The organism is Bacteroidota bacterium, from assembly GCA_016721765.1.
Lineage (GTDB): Bacteria > Bacteroidota > Bacteroidia > UBA4408 > UBA4408 > UBA4408.
Genome location: JADKHO010000001.1, coordinates 1,539,698 through 1,557,628, shown reverse-complemented (window position 1 = coordinate 1,557,628; position 17,931 = coordinate 1,539,698). Strand labels below are relative to the sequence as shown.

12 protein-coding genes are annotated in these 17,931 nt (G+C 39.1%); 6 read left to right on the top strand and 6 right to left on the bottom strand.

Annotation, left to right across the window (positions count from 1 at the left end):
- Positions 1 to 3 precede the first annotated feature (3 nt).
- Positions 4 to 3,759 (top strand): gliding motility-associated C-terminal domain-containing protein, encoded by a 3,756-nt coding sequence (locus IPP32_05510; protein MBL0047540.1) that lies wholly within the window; start codon positions 4 to 6, stop codon positions 3,757 to 3,759.
- A 46-nt stretch (positions 3,760 to 3,805) separates the two neighbouring features.
- On the opposite strand, the gene dprA is transcribed toward IPP32_05510, so the two are convergent.
- The 5 genes from dprA to trpS all read right to left on the bottom strand — a co-directional run bounded on the left by dprA (position 3,806) and on the right by trpS (position 8,777).
- Entirely contained in the window at positions 3,806 to 4,903 is a 1,098-nt protein-coding gene (gene dprA / locus IPP32_05505) for a DNA-protecting protein DprA (GenBank protein MBL0047539.1), read from the bottom strand.
- A 3-nt stretch (positions 4,904 to 4,906) separates the two neighbouring features.
- Entirely contained in the window at positions 4,907 to 5,773 is an 867-nt protein-coding gene (locus IPP32_05500) for a DUF1571 domain-containing protein (protein ID MBL0047538.1), read from the bottom strand.
- 110 nt (positions 5,774 to 5,883) lie between these two features.
- Entirely contained in the window at positions 5,884 to 7,035 is a 1,152-nt protein-coding gene (hflX, locus tag IPP32_05495) for a GTPase HflX (GenBank protein MBL0047537.1), read from the bottom strand.
- A gap of 54 nt (positions 7,036 to 7,089) precedes the next feature.
- Entirely contained in the window at positions 7,090 to 7,707 is a 618-nt protein-coding gene (locus tag IPP32_05490; protein ID MBL0047536.1) for a cytochrome c, read from the bottom strand.
- A gap of 98 nt (positions 7,708 to 7,805) precedes the next feature.
- Positions 7,806 to 8,777 (bottom strand): tryptophan--tRNA ligase, encoded by a 972-nt coding sequence (gene trpS / locus IPP32_05485; protein ID MBL0047535.1) that lies wholly within the window; start codon positions 8,775 to 8,777, stop codon positions 7,806 to 7,808.
- 270 nt (positions 8,778 to 9,047) lie between these two features.
- Between trpS and IPP32_05480 the strand changes: the two genes are divergently transcribed.
- Positions 9,048 to 9,710: a hypothetical protein gene (locus IPP32_05480; protein MBL0047534.1), complete on the top strand. Its 663-nt coding sequence runs from the start codon at positions 9,048 to 9,050 to the stop codon at positions 9,708 to 9,710.
- A 193-nt stretch (positions 9,711 to 9,903) separates the two neighbouring features.
- Here the strand turns inward: IPP32_05480 and IPP32_05475 are convergent, their stop codons facing one another.
- Positions 9,904 to 10,896: an alpha/beta hydrolase gene (locus IPP32_05475; GenBank protein MBL0047533.1), complete on the bottom strand. Its 993-nt coding sequence runs from the start codon at positions 10,894 to 10,896 to the stop codon at positions 9,904 to 9,906.
- Between the two features lie 101 nt (positions 10,897 to 10,997).
- Between IPP32_05475 and IPP32_05470 the strand changes: the two genes are divergently transcribed.
- The 4 genes from IPP32_05470 to IPP32_05455 all read left to right on the top strand — a co-directional run bounded on the left by IPP32_05470 (position 10,998) and on the right by IPP32_05455 (position 17,606).
- Positions 10,998 to 11,612 (top strand): TetR/AcrR family transcriptional regulator, encoded by a 615-nt coding sequence (locus IPP32_05470; protein ID MBL0047532.1) that lies wholly within the window; start codon positions 10,998 to 11,000, stop codon positions 11,610 to 11,612.
- An 18-nt stretch (positions 11,613 to 11,630) separates the two neighbouring features.
- Positions 11,631 to 12,983, top strand: coding sequence for a TolC family protein (locus IPP32_05465; protein ID MBL0047531.1), 1,353 nt, complete (start codon positions 11,631 to 11,633; stop codon positions 12,981 to 12,983).
- Between the two features lie 55 nt (positions 12,984 to 13,038).
- On the top strand, positions 13,039 to 14,154 hold the full coding sequence (locus tag IPP32_05460) for an efflux RND transporter periplasmic adaptor subunit (GenBank protein ID MBL0047530.1): 1,116 nt from the start codon (positions 13,039 to 13,041) through the stop codon (positions 14,152 to 14,154).
- A gap of 74 nt (positions 14,155 to 14,228) precedes the next feature.
- Positions 14,229 to 17,606: an efflux RND transporter permease subunit gene (locus IPP32_05455; protein MBL0047529.1), complete on the top strand. Its 3,378-nt coding sequence runs from the start codon at positions 14,229 to 14,231 to the stop codon at positions 17,604 to 17,606.
- Positions 17,607 to 17,931 lie beyond the last annotated feature (325 nt).

Below are 17,931 nucleotides of genomic sequence, written 5' to 3'. Positions count from 1 at the left end.
AGAATGAAAAAGAGGTTGCACCATTTTTTTTTCCTTTTCACCTTGTGGCAACTTTGTTTTCCATCCACACTATTTTCCCAACAAAAATTAGATGCAGATAGTCCGGAATATGAACAAGCCAAACAAGCTAAAATAGCTCTCTTTCGGCAACAGCATCTGTTTGAAACTCATCCAACTGATACAGAAGCAAAGCTGGATTCCACCACCGATTTTTTCAGGTCTTGTAAGGAACTCATTGCTGTTGACTCCAGTTTTTTAATTGTTCCATTTGATACTTCCTCTTTTGTGCATGCCCCGCAATATCGCAATGACGATAAATCCACACAGGCTATTCCGCTTCCTTTTAATTTTTGCTTTTATGGACAAGATTACGATTCGGTATTTATTAATAACAATGGAAGTATCTCCTTCGACTATCCAACAGCTACTTTTATTCCGGATTCATTTCCTACCAATTATTACAAAATGATTGCGCCCTTTTGGGCAGATGTGGATACACGGAATTTGCAAAGCGGCTTAGTGTATTACAAAATTACTCCTACACACCTGATTGTTACGTGGGACCATGTGGGCTATTATGCATCACATGCCGATAAAAAAAACACCTTTCAACTTATCATCACCGATGGGATGGATACCCTGCTTCGACCCGGTAAAAATGTTTCCTTTCGCTACGATGAAATGGAGTGGTCGACCGGTGATATTGGTGGAATTGGAGGTTTCACAGACCCTGCAGCAACTATTGGTGCAAACTTTGGGGATTCCATTAAATTTATTCAGTTTGGCAGGTTTGCACAACCCGGTAGTTTTTATGACGGTCCTTATGGCTCCTGGGATGGTATTTCTTGGTTGAATGGAAGAGTATTTGAATTTAGTGTATGCGCTTCCGACAACATTGAACCGATTGTAAATAATTTTAATTATTGCGATACGCTCTATTCCTGCGTGGGCGATACCATCAACTTAGATTTATCCTTTTTATCTCCAGAGTTTGATCAAATTACTTCCTGCAATATCGTGGCAAGCAATCCTTCCGGATTAACTGTTACTGAAAATTCTGCCGGAGCTGTAAATACGATTAAAGCAAAATACATTGGAAATTTTTCCAACGTGGGCATTCAAAATATTGTTTTTACTGCCACCGACAATGGTAGTCCACCCGCATTTATCCAATTAAAAATAAACCTAAAAATAAACCCCTTTTATGATTCCATTTCGGTGATGGGAGCTGTTCAAAATATTTGCCCAAATACCACCGCATTACTCACGGCAACTTCGGGATTCGACAAATACAAATGGTCAAATAATTTTACAACTGCTTCCATAAATGCTCCTCCCGGCGATTATTATGTAATTGGAAAAAGAGGCAATTGTTATATCAGTTCCGATACAGTAAGCATTGGTGCTTATCAAACCACCATTCCCATTATTTCGGGTAATGATACTACTGTTATTTGCAAAGCCGACAGTACACTCTTTCAGGTAATCGGCAATTATCCACACTATTTGTGGAGCAATGGCGATACCACGCAAGCAGCCTTCCTGCAGCCGGGATTTGTGCAAGTTCAAACTACTGATTCGAACGGTTGCAAGGTAAAAAGCGCCGGCACTAACATTCCAGGTTTACCAAGCTATCCCGTAAGCATTTCGGGCATAAAAGTAATTTGCCCTGAGGATAGTATAACGCTTCATGCTGATCCCGGATTTTTAAGCTATGTGTGGAGCACCGGTAGCATCGATACCAGCATTACTGTTCCTATTGGAAACTATTTTTTAATTGGCCTTGATTCAAACAATTGTAAAAATTATTCGCCACTACTTACTGTTCCATTTTATGCGGTGAATGTGCCTGTTGTAAATGGATTCCAGCACTATTGCACCGGTGATAGTGTGGAACTCAGTTTTGCACCCGCTGCATCCAATTTTTATTGGAATACAAGCGATACGCTAAGCTCTATCTATGTAAAAAACGGAGATTATTTTGTAACAATTATCGATAGCAATCAATGTGCTGTTCCAAGTTTGAGCCTGCATGTGGAAGCCTTTCCAATACAACCCTTACTCATTAACGGTAGCTTGGGCTATTGTCCTGGTGACAGTAGTTTATTAACTGCCTCTGCAGGGTTCACAAATTACATGTGGTCTTTTGGAGATAGCCTTCCATCTGTTTATGTTCAGGCTGGAAATTATAGCATTACTGCAATTGATTCAAATGCATGTTTAAGCTCCAGTGCCCTTGTTCAAATTGCACCTTATTTGGTGAGTGCTCCTAGCATTTTAGGCAATTTAATGGTATGTCCTTCTGATTCCACCCTCCTGCAAGCAAGTGCCGGATTCAGCTCCTATTCCTGGTCCACAGGAGATAGCTCAATCTCCATTAATGTTCCGCAAGGAGTTTATACTGTTTTGGTGAGGGATAGTAATTCCTGTGTCACACAAAGTAACCCCGTATCTGTTCAGAATTATGCAGTGCAGCAGCCAATCATTAGCGGCAACACATTTTGTTGTTATAACGACAGCAGCTTACTCAGTGCGAGTCCTGGTTTTGTGCACTATAGTTGGAGCTCAGGCGATACAACAATGAGTGCGATGCAAACTCCGGGAATCTATTTCGTTGAAGTGCTTGATTCAAACAATTGTAAAACTGCGAGTTTAAATGGATTTGTGTTAAGTTCCTTCCCAATGAATTGGCCAACTATTTACGGATATGATTATTATTGCAAAGGCGATAGTGTGAAACTTTTTGTGAATTACACGTATCCACATTATTTATGGAGCAATGGTGCCGTCGATTCCATCACTTATGTTCAAACCGGAAACTATTCGGCACTAGTTACTGATGTGCATAATTGTGTTTACCAAAGTAACAGTGTGTTAATTCAGCAGTTTCCGGAGCATGTTCCGCAAATAAGTGGCAAGCATTTTTATTGTGAAGGAGATAGTATTTTGTTGCAAGCTGAACCCGGCTTTTCGCAAGTAATGTGGAGCAATGGTGTAGCTGCAAATGCAATTTATGCGCAAAGCGGAACTTATTCGTTAACCGCTAACGATTCCAACAACTGCTTAAGTTATGCATTGCCACATTCGGTAGCACCCAGTATTCCAAAAGCCGAGATTTTGGGTGAACAATACATTTGTGACAGTGATAGTGTTTATTTGCAAGTTAGTAATTCTTTTGCTCACTATGCCTGGAGCAATGGCTCGCAATTGCCGGCAATTTATGCTTTAAACGGTGCGTACTCCGTGCAAATTAGGGATAGCATTGGTTGTCAAGATGAGGATTCCCTATTTATATCCGCATATCCCTTGCCGAAGGCGCATTTTTCGTTTAGTCCATTGGAAGTGGAAGCAAATGAAAATGTACAATTTATAAATAACTCTGCTGCCGGAAGTTCCAATTTAATTGGGCACAGTTGGAGCATTAAGAACACAACAATTTTTTCGACGCAAAATAACCCCCAATATGTTTTTCCTGATTCCGGCTATTTTGAAATAGAGCTTCATGTTAAAGATGCCAATGGATGTAGTGATAGTTATTCCGAAATAATTCATGTAATCAAATCCATTAAAATTCCGAATATAATTACACCCAATGGAGATGGAGAAAATGATGTTTTTGAAATTGTGAATTTGAATTTAGCAAGTCCAACTGTTTTCGCGGTGTATGATAGATGGGGAAACAAATCTATTCGAGTAATCAGTATCAAAATGATTGGAAAGCTGATAATGCGGATGACGGAGTATATTATTTTGCATTAAAACTATTGGGCCAACCCGAAATAAAAGGCACATTAACGGTGCTGCGTTAATTCAATTGATACACCTTTCCCGGCAAGGATTTAACCACTCCATTAAATTCCAGATTCAATAAAATTCCGGCCACTTTACTCATTGGAAATTCTGAAAGCAAGGTTAAATCATCGATAGCAATATTGCCCTTTTCTTTCATTACCTCCACCACAATTTCCTCTTCGGGGTTTAACTCTACAAACAATTTTCGTTGCACCTGAACAGCAGCTGCTTCTCGGTTCCAATTAAGTAAATACGCTATATCCTTTGCCGATTCGATGAGGGCAGCTTTATTTGTTTTTATTAATCGGTTACAGCCTTCCGAATAAACATCACCCAATTTTCCGGGTACTGCAAACACATCGCGGTTGTAGGTATTTGCAATATCGGCTGTAATAAGTGCACCTCCCGAAAGTGCTGCTTCTATCACTACCACAGCATCCGACATGCCTGCCACAATGCGGTTACGCTTGGGGAAATTTTCTCGGTCGGGATTGGTTTCACTCATAAATTCAGTTAAGATTCCGCCCTGTTCAAGCATTCTTTCGGCCGTAACTTTATGCGCAGGTGGATAAATCCGATCTAACCCGTGTGCTAATACCGCCACTGTTGGAAGCCCTTGCTGCAAAGCGGCTTTATGCGCATAAATATCAATTCCGTAAGCCAAGCCACTTACAATTGTTGCCTGATGTTCACGCAATTCTTCCACTAAATGTTGAGTTATTTTTTTGCCGTATTCAGTCGCATTTCGTGTGCCTACAATGCTTATCATTTTTTCGGCATTCAAATTGGCCTTACCTTTAAAGTAAAGCACAATTGGGTTATCGTTACAATGTTTTAAGCGTTTAGGATAGCTTTCATCCAAATAAAAAAGCACTTCAATACTATGCTTCATTGTAAACTCCAATTCCTTTTCCGCACGCGAAAGAGCGGATTGATTTAGCAATGCATTGGCTGTAGATTCGCCCATACCGGGGATTTTTAGCAAGTGCGGCTTTTTTGCTTTAAAAACTTCTTCAGGACTGCCGCAATAGGCAATTAATTTTTTGGCTGCCACATCTCCAATTCCGGGAATTAAGGTTAAGGCAATGGCGTGAAGCAGTGAATGAGCCATGTACTAGAATTTATAGCCCTTGTAGTCTTTGGAAAACTCATCGGCGTCAAAACCGCCATTTACAATTAAGTTATGGTATTCATAGCCCTCATAAAAACCGAGGTCGTCATACACTTTTAAAAAAACCGGTAGGTTGCTTTTCTTATTGATATATAAAATTGTTTTGTTGGAATAATTGTTCGGAATCAAAATCTGCTTGCCTTCGATGTTGGTCGTATAATCCGATATCCAGGCATTTTTTTCTAATATCCGGTATTCGCCACAGTTAAATTCGGCAGCAATACTGGCAATGGTTTCGCCTTTCTCCACTTTGTAATTGATGTATTTAAAATCGGGATAACTTGCGAACAGTTTGTAACATTCGGTATTGTCCCAATTGATATCACCTATGTATGTAAATATTTTTTCGAGCGGAACACCTGCTTTAAAAATAGAACTGCGGGTAGTTTTAGCAATGTACCCAAATCCCAAATCGTGTATGGTATGGTGTTGGTTTTTGCGCATAATATCGCCCATTGGACTCAAACTTAAGGTGGCATAAGGAAAGCCGTTCGGATACACCCAGCACTCCCCTTTATTTTCGCCTTGCACCCACAATATTTCGGTTCCCTTTTTGGGATTTTTTAAGTACAGCTTTCGGGGCGAAGTATTTAGCTTTATTTCGGAAACTGCATTATGTGTTTCACCTTTCACGCGTTCGGCAATTAGCAAAGTGTAACGCACATTTTTTACTCCTTGAATGGCTTCAAACATTTTTTCTAAAATTTGTGCGCTGCCCTGTACCGGCTCTTTCGAGAAAACCGGAAGGCATATCAACACTACCGCAGTGGCTAAAAGTTTAAAAAAGAAAGCAGGATTAAAAATCTTCATTTAACGCAGATGAAGTACAAATATATTAATTGCTAAGGCGAATCGAAAACACAAAAAAGATGAATTTTGAATGATGCGCCAAGTCCGAAAAAATCCGTACTTAAATTTCTCTAGTACAATAGATTGTTATACGGATAACGTATCACATGCAAGGCTTTTACCTTGTCGTAAATGGTTTTACGAAACTCTTCCACATTCTCCTTTTCGGTTGCCGAGATAAATATACAAGGTGTGTTCAACTTAGCCATCCAGCTGCGTTTGAGGGTTTCGAGGTTCAAGTTTTCACGGTGTATTGGGGTCAAATCATCCTCGTCCTTTTCCACAAAAGTAAATCGGTCGATTTTATTAAACACCAATATAGTGGGCTTATCCAGCGCTTTTATATCGCGAAGTGTTTCGTTCACCACCTGAATATGTGCTTCAAAATTGTGGTGCGAAATATCCACTACATGCAATATTAAATCCGCTTCACGCACCTCATCCAAAGTTGATTTAAACGATTCAATCAAGTGCGTAGGAAGCTTACGAATAAAGCCAACTGTATCCGAAAGTAAAAAGGGCAAATTGTCAATCACAACTTTTCGAACCGTGGTATCCAAGGTGGCAAACAATTTATTTTCAGCAAAAACTTCACTCTTGCTCAATAAATTCATAATGGTGCTTTTGCCCACATTGGTATATCCGACTAAGGCCACACGAATCAACTCCCCCCTGCTTTTGCGTTGGGTAGCCATTTGCTTGTCGATGAGTTTTAATTGCTCCTTTAACTGGGATATTTTATCACGCACAATACGTCTGTCGGTCTCAATTTCCTTTTCACCTGCTCCACCCCTCGTACCTGTTCCACCGCGCTGGCGTTCCAAGTGCGTCCACAAACCTGTTAAGCGCGGAAGCATGTATTCGTAATAAGCCAATTGGGTTTGGGTTTTGGCATGTGCTGTTTGGGCGCGTGCTGCAAAAATATCTAGGATGAGGTTATTGCGGTCAATGATTTTTCGCTTCAATACCTTCTCAATATTACGCAATTGCGATGGACTTAATTCATCGTCAAACACCACCCAATCCACTTCATGTGTTTCCACATACACGCGCAATTCTTCCAATTTACCGGAACCAATAAAAGAGCGCGGGTCGGGGTTAGCAAGGCGTTGCGTAAATCGTTTGCCCGGTATGGCTCCAGCTGTTTCAATAAGAAACTGTAATTCATCGAGGTATTCAGTAATCAGCTGTTCATCTTGTTGCTGATTGATAATTCCCACCATAATAGCAGTGGCTTGCTTTAAACCGGTTTCGTGCAAAGTATTGGAGTGTAAAAATTATTTCTTAAGGGTTTGAATGTAATCCGTAACAGCTTGAATCTGCTCTTCACTCAATACTCCGCTGTAAGGTGTCATTGCCTTTCTACCATTGCTAATCACGTTTACCATAGCCGCTCTATCTAAGGTGGATACCGACAAATCAAAAGCACCCATAAAAGCTTTTTTTCCATCTTCACCGTGGCAGTTTAAGCAATATGAGGTATACACGGCTTTGCCCATTACTGCAACATCCTTTGAATTTAAAGCATTGTCGTCGCTTCCCAATGCTTTCTGTTTTTTACTCATTTCGGCAAGGCCGTAAGACATGATTATCATAAACAAGGATAGCACAGCGAGCGCTTTATTTGATTTTTTATAGGCTATAACAGCCACCGGAATAGAAGCCAGCACCAGCATAATTTTTATGAGCTGGAACATTTTCACACTTCCAATTTCAATCATCATCCATACCCCTGTAATTAAAAATGCTGCGCTCACAATCATCTCCAGCACCTTGGTCATTTTTTTAAACTTCTCTAAATTCTCTGTCTGGTTGGCAAGTAATAAAATTGTTTTAACAAGGTAAATCAATAAGAAAAGAATTACCGAAATTTTGTGGATGCTTAATAGTGTCATGTTTATTTTATTTGATTGTGGTTTATAATTTTATTCAATGCTGTTGTGAAACCTATGCTTCCTATGCTCCTATGTGGTTAAAAACTTTCTTCCAAATATTAAACATAACCCAGTTTTTCCCGAACGCGCATAAGCGTTTCGCGCGCAATGGCCTTTGCTTTCTCCTCCCCTGCTTTTAATTTATTTTCGAGCTCCTCCGTATGATTCATATAATATTCAAATCGCTCGCGAGCTGTTTTAAACTCCCGCAAGATACAATTCAAAAGTTCGGTTTTTGCATGCCCGTAACCATATCCTCCGCTAAGGTAATTTTGGCGCATGGTTTCCGTTTCTTCGGGACGAGCAATTAATTTATACAAATTATACACATTGTCGGTATCCGGATTTTTCGCATCTTCCAATGCTTTGCTATCGGTAACAATGCTCATTACTACTTTTTTTAATTCCTTTTCGGGAAGAAAAATATTGATGAAATTATTGTAGCTCTTGCTCATTTTTTGACCATCGATTCCCGGCACAATCATAACGCGTTCATCTGTTAAAGGCTCCGGAACTACAAGTGTTTCGCCACATCGATTATTGAATTTTTCGGCAATGTCGCGTGTCATCTCTAAATGCTGCAACTGATCCTTCCCTACCGGCACAAACTGTGCATCGTACAACAAAATATCGGCTGCCATCAATACCGGATAGGTAAATAAACCGGCATTTACATCCGCCAAACGCTCCGATTTATCCTTAAAAGAATGTGCGTTAGCCAGCATGGGATAAGGCGTGAAACAATTCAAAAACCAAGTAAGTTCGCACACTTCGGTAACTTTACTTTGTCGGTAAAAAATATTCTTTTCTGTATCAAAACCAAAAGCCAACCAAGCAGCTGCTGTGCTCAAGGTATTATTTTTTATCGCTGCACCATCTTTCACAGTGGTGAGTGTATGCAAATCGGCAATAAAAAACAGCGATAAATTTTCCGACTTTTTCGATAGTTCAATCGCAGGCAAAATAGCCCCCAATATATTCCCCAAATGCGGAACACCTGTGCTTTGAATACCTGTTAGGATGCGTGACATAAATTTTTTTATTGGGTAGCAAAAGTAAAACAATTCCCGAAACAATTCGGTATCACTAATCGTACTTAACAGCTTACGAAAATCCATCCTTGTGAAGTGAACCATTGTTTACCTAAACTTGGTTGGTAGATACCTTATACTCAAGCAACTGAATCAAATAGGGTTGTTTTATTTATTCGATAAAAATCCTTTCTTTGTAGAGCAACTATTTATTTTAGTTGTACAACTGTTAAGTATTAACCTATACAAATCACATTAAATTCTATTACCATGCTACCCAAAAGAAGATTATTCCACTACTTATTGAGTTTACTATGCATCATCGGTATAACTAATACTAAGGCGCAAAAGCAAGAAAAACTACCACCGGTTATCAGCAAAACAAATACAGCCTTGTATAATTTTGGCGTGCGTGTTTCTGATATGGACTTAACTAACTATTACGCCATTGATAAAAAAATAATGGATGATTTTTTTAAATCCATAACAAGCAGCTTGTCAAGCACAAATGGCATGACTTTAAAACCATTAAAATTTTTAGCCAGTTATATTGATTACGATCAGTATGGCTATCCGGTTAGCAGAGGCAAAAAGGCAGTAGCAACCAATACAGCCGACAATTATATGAACATTTCAGTAAGTGTTTCCGGAGCAGGAATGAAAGCACCTGCTAATGAAAGTAATCCCAATGATTGTGTGCTCTCAGAGAAGGTTGCTGTAAGATTGGAAATAACCGTTTTTGACAAAGCAGGAGAAAAAATATTTGATGAAACGGCTACTGCAAAATCAAAAGACAAAGTTGATTTTCATTATTCAAAATTTTCGATTGGAAAACTAAATGGAACTAAGCCGCAGCCTGCTGATACTAAGCTTTTGTATGAATTGCTTGCACAAGCTATTGAAGAAATGTCGTCGCAAAAATTTCCAAAGTGAGCAAGAACGTAAACTTGCAATCTGAAAGTTATTGATTAAAGCGCTGTATCCTTGAATCCGTTTTCTATTTGGTTGATTTATTTTAGGCTTATTAGGATGCTAAATAAAGCTTATATTCAATTTATTTTGAGCCCTATTCATGCTAATTTGAGCTTCAAATAACCAATTAATGAGGATTAGACTTCAACAGATATTATAAAGCAATCACTTCCTTCAAAAACTTTTCCGTTTCCAACCTCACCCCTTCCACATCTTTTGAACGAATAGGAGAAGCCAATACATGATCTCCTGCATTGGGCATGGCTACTGCGCGCTTTTTATCGGGCGATGTGCCCAATTGTTCCATCATGGTTTTGACAGCACTCACCTTTACTACCGGATCTTGATGGATTTCATCTTTATAATAGTATAAACTTAAACAGGGTTGATGAATGGCACTAAATGTTGCCAGACTCATGGTACTTTCTAATAACTCTTCCAAAGCCACTGCAGCTTCCAAGCGATAAGGGCTGTTCCAGTATTGTTTGTAAATTGGCCTTGGGTCGGGCGGGGTTAAATATTTTCCACCTTTTACCAAACGCGCTATTTGCAAGCCCCAAGGATTATTTACCAATGGCGCTGCCGGGTCGTTGATGGCGATGTTGGGGGAATATAAAACCAAGCCGGCCACATCCTCCGGAAAATCGGCCGCTAATTGCAATGCAAGCGTGCAGCCTGTAGAGGTGCCCATGAGAATAACTTTTTTGCCCAATTGTTTTCCGATTACAAGGGCCAATTTGGCGCTTTCCCATAGGTTATCCGCTGTTAGGTTTAGTAATTGTTCGGTGGTATCAATGCCGTGTTCGGCTAAGCGACTTAAATACAGGTTACAGCCAAACTCCTTCGCAATGGCTCGATGCACCGGATTTCCTTCTTCCTGGCTGGCACTGAACCCGTGGAGATAAACAATGGCATATTCTGTTATAGTTTTTAAACTATCGTTTGCCCATACGATACGTGCCTCGTTATTTGGTTTTAACTGATGCCGGGCTTCCATATCTTTAATATACATTTCCAAACCTGTCGCATCGGCCGGCACTTGTGGCAATTTTTTACTCAATTGGGGATGCTCCGGCGCTGGCCCAATGAGGTAAAGTAATGTTAACAGACACACCAACAGCAATAAAATACGTAATCCCTTTTTCATAATTCAGCTTTTTTTCAAAGATAGGTAGGATTTTAAAAAATAAATGACGGAAACTTTGGAAATTAAAATTGTTTCCATAGTTTTGTGCCCGATTTAAAAAAATGGAGACGCAAGAAAGAATAGAATTAGCCGCACACGAGTTGTTTTACCGCTTCGGAATAAAGAGTGTAACCATGGACGATATTGCCAAACACTTGAGCATATCAAAAAAAACCATTTACTCTTTTTTTGAAGATAAGGACCAAATTGTAAGCACACTTTGCAATAAAGATTTGCATGACCGCGAATGTAAGTTTGAACAAATTGCCCGCGAATCGAAAAATGCCATTGATGAAATTTTAATGTTGATGAAGTTTATGGGCGAAATGTTTAGCGGCATGAATCCCAATTTATTTTACGACATGCAAAAGTATCATCCAGAGGCATGGAAAAGCTTCAAAACTTTTAAGGAAGAGAAGATCCTGAAAATGGTGGTCGAAAATCTGCAAAAAGGCATGGAGCAAGGACTCTACCGCAAGGATATGGATATCCGAATCATCGCAAAATTACGCGTGGAGCAAGTGGAAATGGCTTTCAATCCCAACATTTTTCCTTCCGATAAATTTAAACCGGTACAGGTACAAATGCAATTGCTCGACCATTTTATGCACGGCATTTCCACGATTAAAGGACATAAATTAATAAATAAATACAAACATCTGATTGAAGAAGAATAATAAACCACACCAAATTTTATGACAAAAAAAATATCCTTAGTACTCAGTCTCTTTGCCGCTTTGTTTCTATCCCATAGAAGTTGGGCACAAGCAGATGCAACCAAAAGTTTTACGCTGAAAGAAGCGCAAGACTACGCCCTCAAAAACAATGTGAACAACCTAAACGCCACATTGGATGACCTCATTGCTAAAAATTACAACAAAGAAATTCGCGGCATTGGATTTCCTCAAATTAATGGAAGTTTTGATGTGAAAGATTTTGTTGAAATTCCAACATCCTTAATTCCTGCTGAATTTTTTGGTGGTGCGCCCGGATCTTATGCACCGGTTAAATTTGGAACAAGATACAATGCCACTGCCGGAATTTCGGCCAGTCAAATCATTTTTAGCAGCGATTATTTCTTAGCGTTAAAAGCATCTAAAGCATTGTTAGAATTATCTTACAAGAGCAACGACCGCACTAAAATTGAAACACAAATTGCTGTTGCTAAAGCATATTACGGTGTATTGGTATACCGCCAGCGTCTTAAATTAATGTACGCCAACGTGGATCGCGTGCGCCAATTGAAGGACGATACCAAAGCCTTATTTGATAATGGCATTGTTGAGAGTATCGACAACGATAGAGTAGAACTTACCTATAATAACTTATTGGTAGAAAAAGAAAAAGTGGAACGCTTGGTTGCTTTAACTGAATATGCGCTAAAATTTCAAATGGGAATGGAGATTACAACACCCATTACTTTAACCGATTCTCTTAATTTAAATGCTCCGATTAATACCGAAATTAATTTCAATAATAAGCCCACTTATGCCAACCGAATCGAATATCAATTGTTGCAAAATCAAGAAAAACTTAACCGATTAGAGTTAAAACGGTATCGGTTGAATTACTTGCCAAGTATTGCCGCTTATGGTAGCGTAAGTGCGGCTGCCCAACGTTCAGAGTTTGATATTTTTGACACCAATAAAGGATGGTATCCTACCGGAGTAATTGGTGCCACTTTAAACCTTCCCATTTTTGATGGCTTTCAAAAGCACTTCAAATCGCAACAAGCCAAATTAAAAATCCAAAAAACTCAAAATAGTTTAAAGAGTTTTGAAAGTGCCATGGATTTGGATGTAGCCTCAGCATCAGCAAATTTTCAAAATGCGCAATCTTCTTTAGGCACCCAAAAGAAAAATATGGCACTTGCCGAAAATGTGTACAATGTTTCTAAAATAAAATATACCGAAGGTGTTGGAACCAACACTGATGTAGTAACTGCCGAAACAGCTTTAAAAGAAGCTCAAACCAATTATTACAGTGCCCTTTACGACTACTTGATTTCGAAAGTTGATTGGGACAGAGCCAACGGAAACATTAAATAACATTTCAAAATCAAAAATGACTACTACAATTCTATCACACCCTAATAAAAACTATATGAAAAATTCAATATTAATCCTTGGAATAACCGCTTTGCTTGCAGCGTGCTCATCCGGTAAATCAGGCGACAAAGCAGCAGAACTGGAAAAATTAAAACAGCAAGAAAGCGAAATTGCTACTAAAATTAAAGCACTTGAAAAAGAACTGAGCGCTAACGATACCAGCGTAGTCGGCAAAATAAAAGATGTGGCCTTTACTACCGTGCAAGCCCAATCCTTTAAGCATTATGTAGACATACAAGGAAAAGTAGATGCTGAAGAAAATGTGAACATCAATGCGCAAATGCCGGGAGTAGTATCAACTATTTTGGTTAAACCGGGCGACCGAGTAAGCAAAGGACAATTGCTTGCAGAATTGGATTACTCTAATTATGTAGCTCAGCGCGAAGCTTTAAAACCCAGCTTAAACATGTCCATTACTGCATTCGAAAAACAAGAACGCTTGTGGAAACAAAAAATTGGTTCAGAAATGCAATTTCTTCAAGCCAAAACGCAAAAAGAATCGCTTGAAAAACAATTGAGCAGCATCAACGAAATGATTGACATGATGCGTGTAAAATCACCCATCGATGGGACTGTGGATGATGTGAGCTTACGACTTGGTCAAGCAGCTGCTCCCGGTGCTCCCGGAATTCGTGTGGTAAATTTCTCCAAACTAAAAGCCAAAGCAGATGTGGCCGAAAGCTATGCATCTAAAATAAATGTGGGAAATGATGTGGAATTAGTTTTTCCGGATATAGATAAAAAAGTGAACGCTAAAATTACCTTCAAAGGTAGAGTGATCAATACCCTTACTCGCACTTTTGGTGTGGAAGCTTCACTTCAAACTCAAGAAGATTATCACCCTAACATGTTGGCCGTTTTAAAAATTGTTGACTACGCCAACGACAAAGCAAATGTAATACCTATCAATACCATTCAAAATTCGGATGAAGGGCAATATGTGATGATTGTTAAAACAGAAAACGGAAAAAATACCGCTAAAAAAGTTAAGGTTACTGTTGGCAAGCAATATGGTGGAATGGCCGAAATTACTAGTGGATTAGCAAGTGGTGATAAATTAATCACTACCGGTTACCAAGATTTAAATGAGGGAGATAATATCAAATTTTAAAAATATTCGGGTTAACTTATTGAAAGAAAAAGTTCATTCAACAAACCTTAACTCAACCAATCAACACCTATTTTATGAAAGACTTAGAAAAAGAATTTAAACCCACAACCTGGTCAATAAACAACAAGACCAGCATATTTGTGATGACGATAATCATCACCTTGGCGGGGATCATGTCGTATAATACCTTGCCCAAGGAAAAATTTCCTGACATTGTTATACCTACCATTTATGTGAGCACCATCAATTTTGGAACCTCTCCAAAAGACATGGAGAACCTGATAACCAAGCCGCTTGAAAAGCAAATTAAAGCCATAAGCGGAGTAAAAAAATTAACCAGTAACTCCATTCAGGATTTCTCGAATGTGATTGTGGAATTTAATACCGATGTATCCGTACCTATTGCCAAGCAAAAAGTAAAAGATGCGGTAGATAAGGCACGTACCGATTTACCTACTGTGCTTACGAAAGAACCCAACGTGATTGAGGTAGATTTTAGTGAAATGCCCATCATGTATGTGAACATATCCGGTGATTTTGATTTGAATAAACTCAAAAATTTTGCTGACGATGCCAAAGATAAAATTGAAGGCATGCGCGAAATTACCCGCGTGGATGTTGTAGGTGCACTCGACCGCGAAATCCAAATTAATGTAGATAAGTTTAAAATGGAAGCAGCCGATGTGACCATGCGCGACATTGAAACGGCTGTGAAATATGAAAATATGACCATGAGTGCCGGCCAAATTAAAATGGATGCCATGAAGCGCAGCATCAGTATTTTGGGCGAATTTAAAGAACCACGCATGTTGAACGATATCATCATTCGCTCTGCTTCCGGCGCTACCGTTTATTTAAAAGATATTGCCGAAATCCGTGATGGCTTTAAAGAAAAAGAAAGTTATGCCCGCCTAGCGCATAAAAATGTAATTACCCTAAACATCATCAAACGCAGTGGTGAAAACCTTATTGAAGCATCTGATAAGGTGCGTGCAATTATTACTGATTTGCAAAAAGATAAATTTCCGAAAGATTTAAAAATCACCATCACCGGCGACCAATCTACCTCTACACGTGTAACCTTGCACGATTTGATTAATACCATTATTATTGGTTTCATTTTAGTTACCATTATTTTGATGTTTTTTATGGGTGCTACTAATGCACTGTTTGTGGCAATGTCGGTGCCGCTCTCCTGTTTCCTTGCCTTTTTGGTTTTCCCAAGCATAGGATTTAACTTAAACATGATTGTATTGTTTGCCTTCTTACTTGCATTGGGTATTGTGGTGGATGATGCCATTGTGGTTATTGAAAACACGCACCGTATTTTCGACAATGGGAAAGTTCCAATTAAACAGGCAGCAAAAATTGCGGCAGGTGAAATTTTCCTACCTGTACTTTCCGGAACCCTCACAACACTTGCACCCTTTATTCCGCTTGCATTTTGGAAAGGAATTATTGGTAAGTTTATGTTTTTCCTTCCGGTGACATTAATTGTAACCTTACTGGCGTCGCTGGTTGTAGCGTATATCATAAACCCGGTATTTGCGGTTCAGTTTATGAAACCGCATCAGGATGATAATGACCCTGCAGTGCGTGCTAAAAAGAATAAAGGCTTAAAAATCGCATCCGTTGTTTTTGGAGCCATAGCACTTATATTTTATCTCGGCGGTAATTTTGGAATGGGCAATTTTATTTTGTTTCTGTTACTTCTTGTGATTTTGAATCGTTTTGTATTTACCAAAGTGATCGAAAAATTCCAGAATAAAACATGGCCTTCCATTCAAGACAGTTATGCCAGATTGCTCAAGCGGGCTTTAAAAGGAAACCGACCAACATGGTTGCTTTTAGGAACTTTTGGCTTGCTGATTTTTAGTTTTGTGTTGACCGGAATTGTAAAACCAAAAGTGGTTTTCTTTCCTTCAAGTGATCCTAATTTTGTGTATACCTACATTAATTTACCGGTAGGAACCAATGTGGAATACACCGATTCTATTACCCGCATTGTGGAAGAGCGTGTTTACAAAGTAATGGAGCCGGATGGTAAACCCAATCCGATTGTAGAATCCATAATTTCGAACGTTGCAGTAGGTGCCACCGACCCGAGCGATGGCGATAGAAGTACATCTCCCAACAAAGGAAAGGTTGCTGTTGCTTTTGTTGAATTTGCACATCGAAACGGTGCTTCTACCAGCATTTATTTGGATAAAATTCGGGAAGCTGTGAAAGGAATTCCGGGTGCTGAAATTACTGTGGATAAAGAAGCTGCAGGACCTCCCGTAGGAAAACCGGTGAGCATCGAAATTACAGGGGATGATTTAACCGATTTGATACAAACTGCAAAGCACTTGAAATTGGATTTAGATTCGATGCAAATTCCGGGTGTGGAAGAATTAAAATCCGACATACAAAATAACAAACCTGAAATTGTAATTGACATTGATCGCGAACGTGCCAACCGCGAAGGCATTAGTACTGCGCAAATTGGTGGTGAAATTAGAAATGCCGTATTTGGTGCAGAAGTAAGTAAGTTTCGCGATGCAAACGATGAGTATCCAATACAATTGCGTTACAAAGAAGATCAACGCAACAACATTGATGTGTTGATGAATTTAAAAATTACGTATCGTGATATGAATATGGGTGGATTAATTCGTCAGGTGCCATTGGCATCGGTTGCCAATATTCATTACGACAATACCTTTGGCGGGATAAAACGAAAAAATCAAAAACGAATTGTAACGTTATCGAGCAACGTTTTAAGCAATGCCAATGCGAATGAAGTTGTTGCAAAAGTGCAGGAAGCAGTTGCTAAGTTTCCGCTTCCGGCAGGCATCAGTATCGACATGACCGGTGAGCAAGAACAACAAAAAGAAACCGGAGCGTTTTTAGGAACAGCTTTGATGATTTCTTTGGGATTAATCTTCTTGATTTTGGTTACTCAATTTAACTCCATTAGTCGCCCTTTAATTATTTTGAGTGAAATTTTATTCAGTGTTATCGGGGTGTTGCTTGGGCTTTCGATTTTCGATATGCAAATTTCGATTGTAATGACCGGAATCGGAATTGTTGCATTAGCGGGAATAGTAGTACGGAATGGAATTTTGTTGGTGGAATTTACCGACTTGTTGATTGAGCAAGGCTACGAATTAAATGCTGCCATTATTGAAGCCGGCCGTACGCGTATGACTCCTGTAATTCTTACCGCATCGGCAACTATTTTAGGTTTGATTCCATTAGCCGTAGGATTGAATATTGATTTTGTGACCTTGTTCACGGAATTTAATCCGCATATTTTCTTTGGTGGGGATAGTGTTGCCTTTTGGGGTCCTTTGAGTTGGACGATGATTTTTGGATTGAGTTTCGCTACTTTCTTAACTTTGATTTTAGTACCTGCGATGTATTTAATAGCGATGAATATTAAGAAAAGAGTTGGTTTGATAAAGGCTTAAGTTTGTTTAAAGATGGTTTAGTGATAAAAGGCGTTCCTCATGTTGGAGCGCCTTTTATTTTTGGATTTTTTTTGTGATGACCGATCTTTAGTTTAATTGATATCTTGCGATTGTAAGTCTTTCCATCATTGGGATTTTCTTACTTTTTGCTTGATCAAAAAGTAAGCAAAAAATCAAGGCTGATGAGCAATTGACTAAAATTTGAATTCATTTTTTACTCATGTGGTGTTTAATTTCAATGGTATTCGTGATTCGGCTTCGCCTTAATTTCACGCAACCCAAGCGCTCGATAATGTTTTGTTGAAAGTAAGTATTTTCAGTTCTC

Bases quoted from the DNA above. Each gene is read 5' to 3' on its own strand.
- IPP32_05470 (MBL0047532.1), top strand. From the start codon at position 10,998: ATGGAGACGCAAGAAAGAATAGAATTAGCCGCACACGAGTTGTTTTAC.
- trpS (MBL0047535.1), bottom strand. From the start codon at position 8,777: ATGTCACGCATCCTAACAGGTATTCAAAGCACAGGTGTTCCGCATTTG.
- hflX (MBL0047537.1), bottom strand. From the start codon at position 7,035: ATGGTGGGAATTATCAATCAGCAACAAGATGAACAGCTGATTACTGAA.
- IPP32_05455 (MBL0047529.1), top strand. From the start codon at position 14,229: ATGAAAGACTTAGAAAAAGAATTTAAACCCACAACCTGGTCAATAAAC.
- IPP32_05480 (MBL0047534.1), top strand. From the start codon at position 9,048: ATGCTACCCAAAAGAAGATTATTCCACTACTTATTGAGTTTACTATGC.
- dprA (MBL0047539.1), bottom strand. From the start codon at position 4,903: ATGGCTCATTCACTGCTTCACGCCATTGCCTTAACCTTAATTCCCGGA.
- IPP32_05460 (MBL0047530.1), top strand. From the start codon at position 13,039: ATGAAAAATTCAATATTAATCCTTGGAATAACCGCTTTGCTTGCAGCG.
- IPP32_05500 (MBL0047538.1), bottom strand. From the start codon at position 5,773: ATGAAGATTTTTAATCCTGCTTTCTTTTTTAAACTTTTAGCCACTGCG.
- IPP32_05490 (MBL0047536.1), bottom strand. From the start codon at position 7,707: ATGACACTATTAAGCATCCACAAAATTTCGGTAATTCTTTTCTTATTG.
- IPP32_05510 (MBL0047540.1), top strand. From the start codon at position 4: ATGAAAAAGAGGTTGCACCATTTTTTTTTCCTTTTCACCTTGTGGCAA.
- IPP32_05465 (MBL0047531.1), top strand. From the start codon at position 11,631: ATGACAAAAAAAATATCCTTAGTACTCAGTCTCTTTGCCGCTTTGTTT.
- IPP32_05475 (MBL0047533.1), bottom strand. From the start codon at position 10,896: ATGAAAAAGGGATTACGTATTTTATTGCTGTTGGTGTGTCTGTTAACA.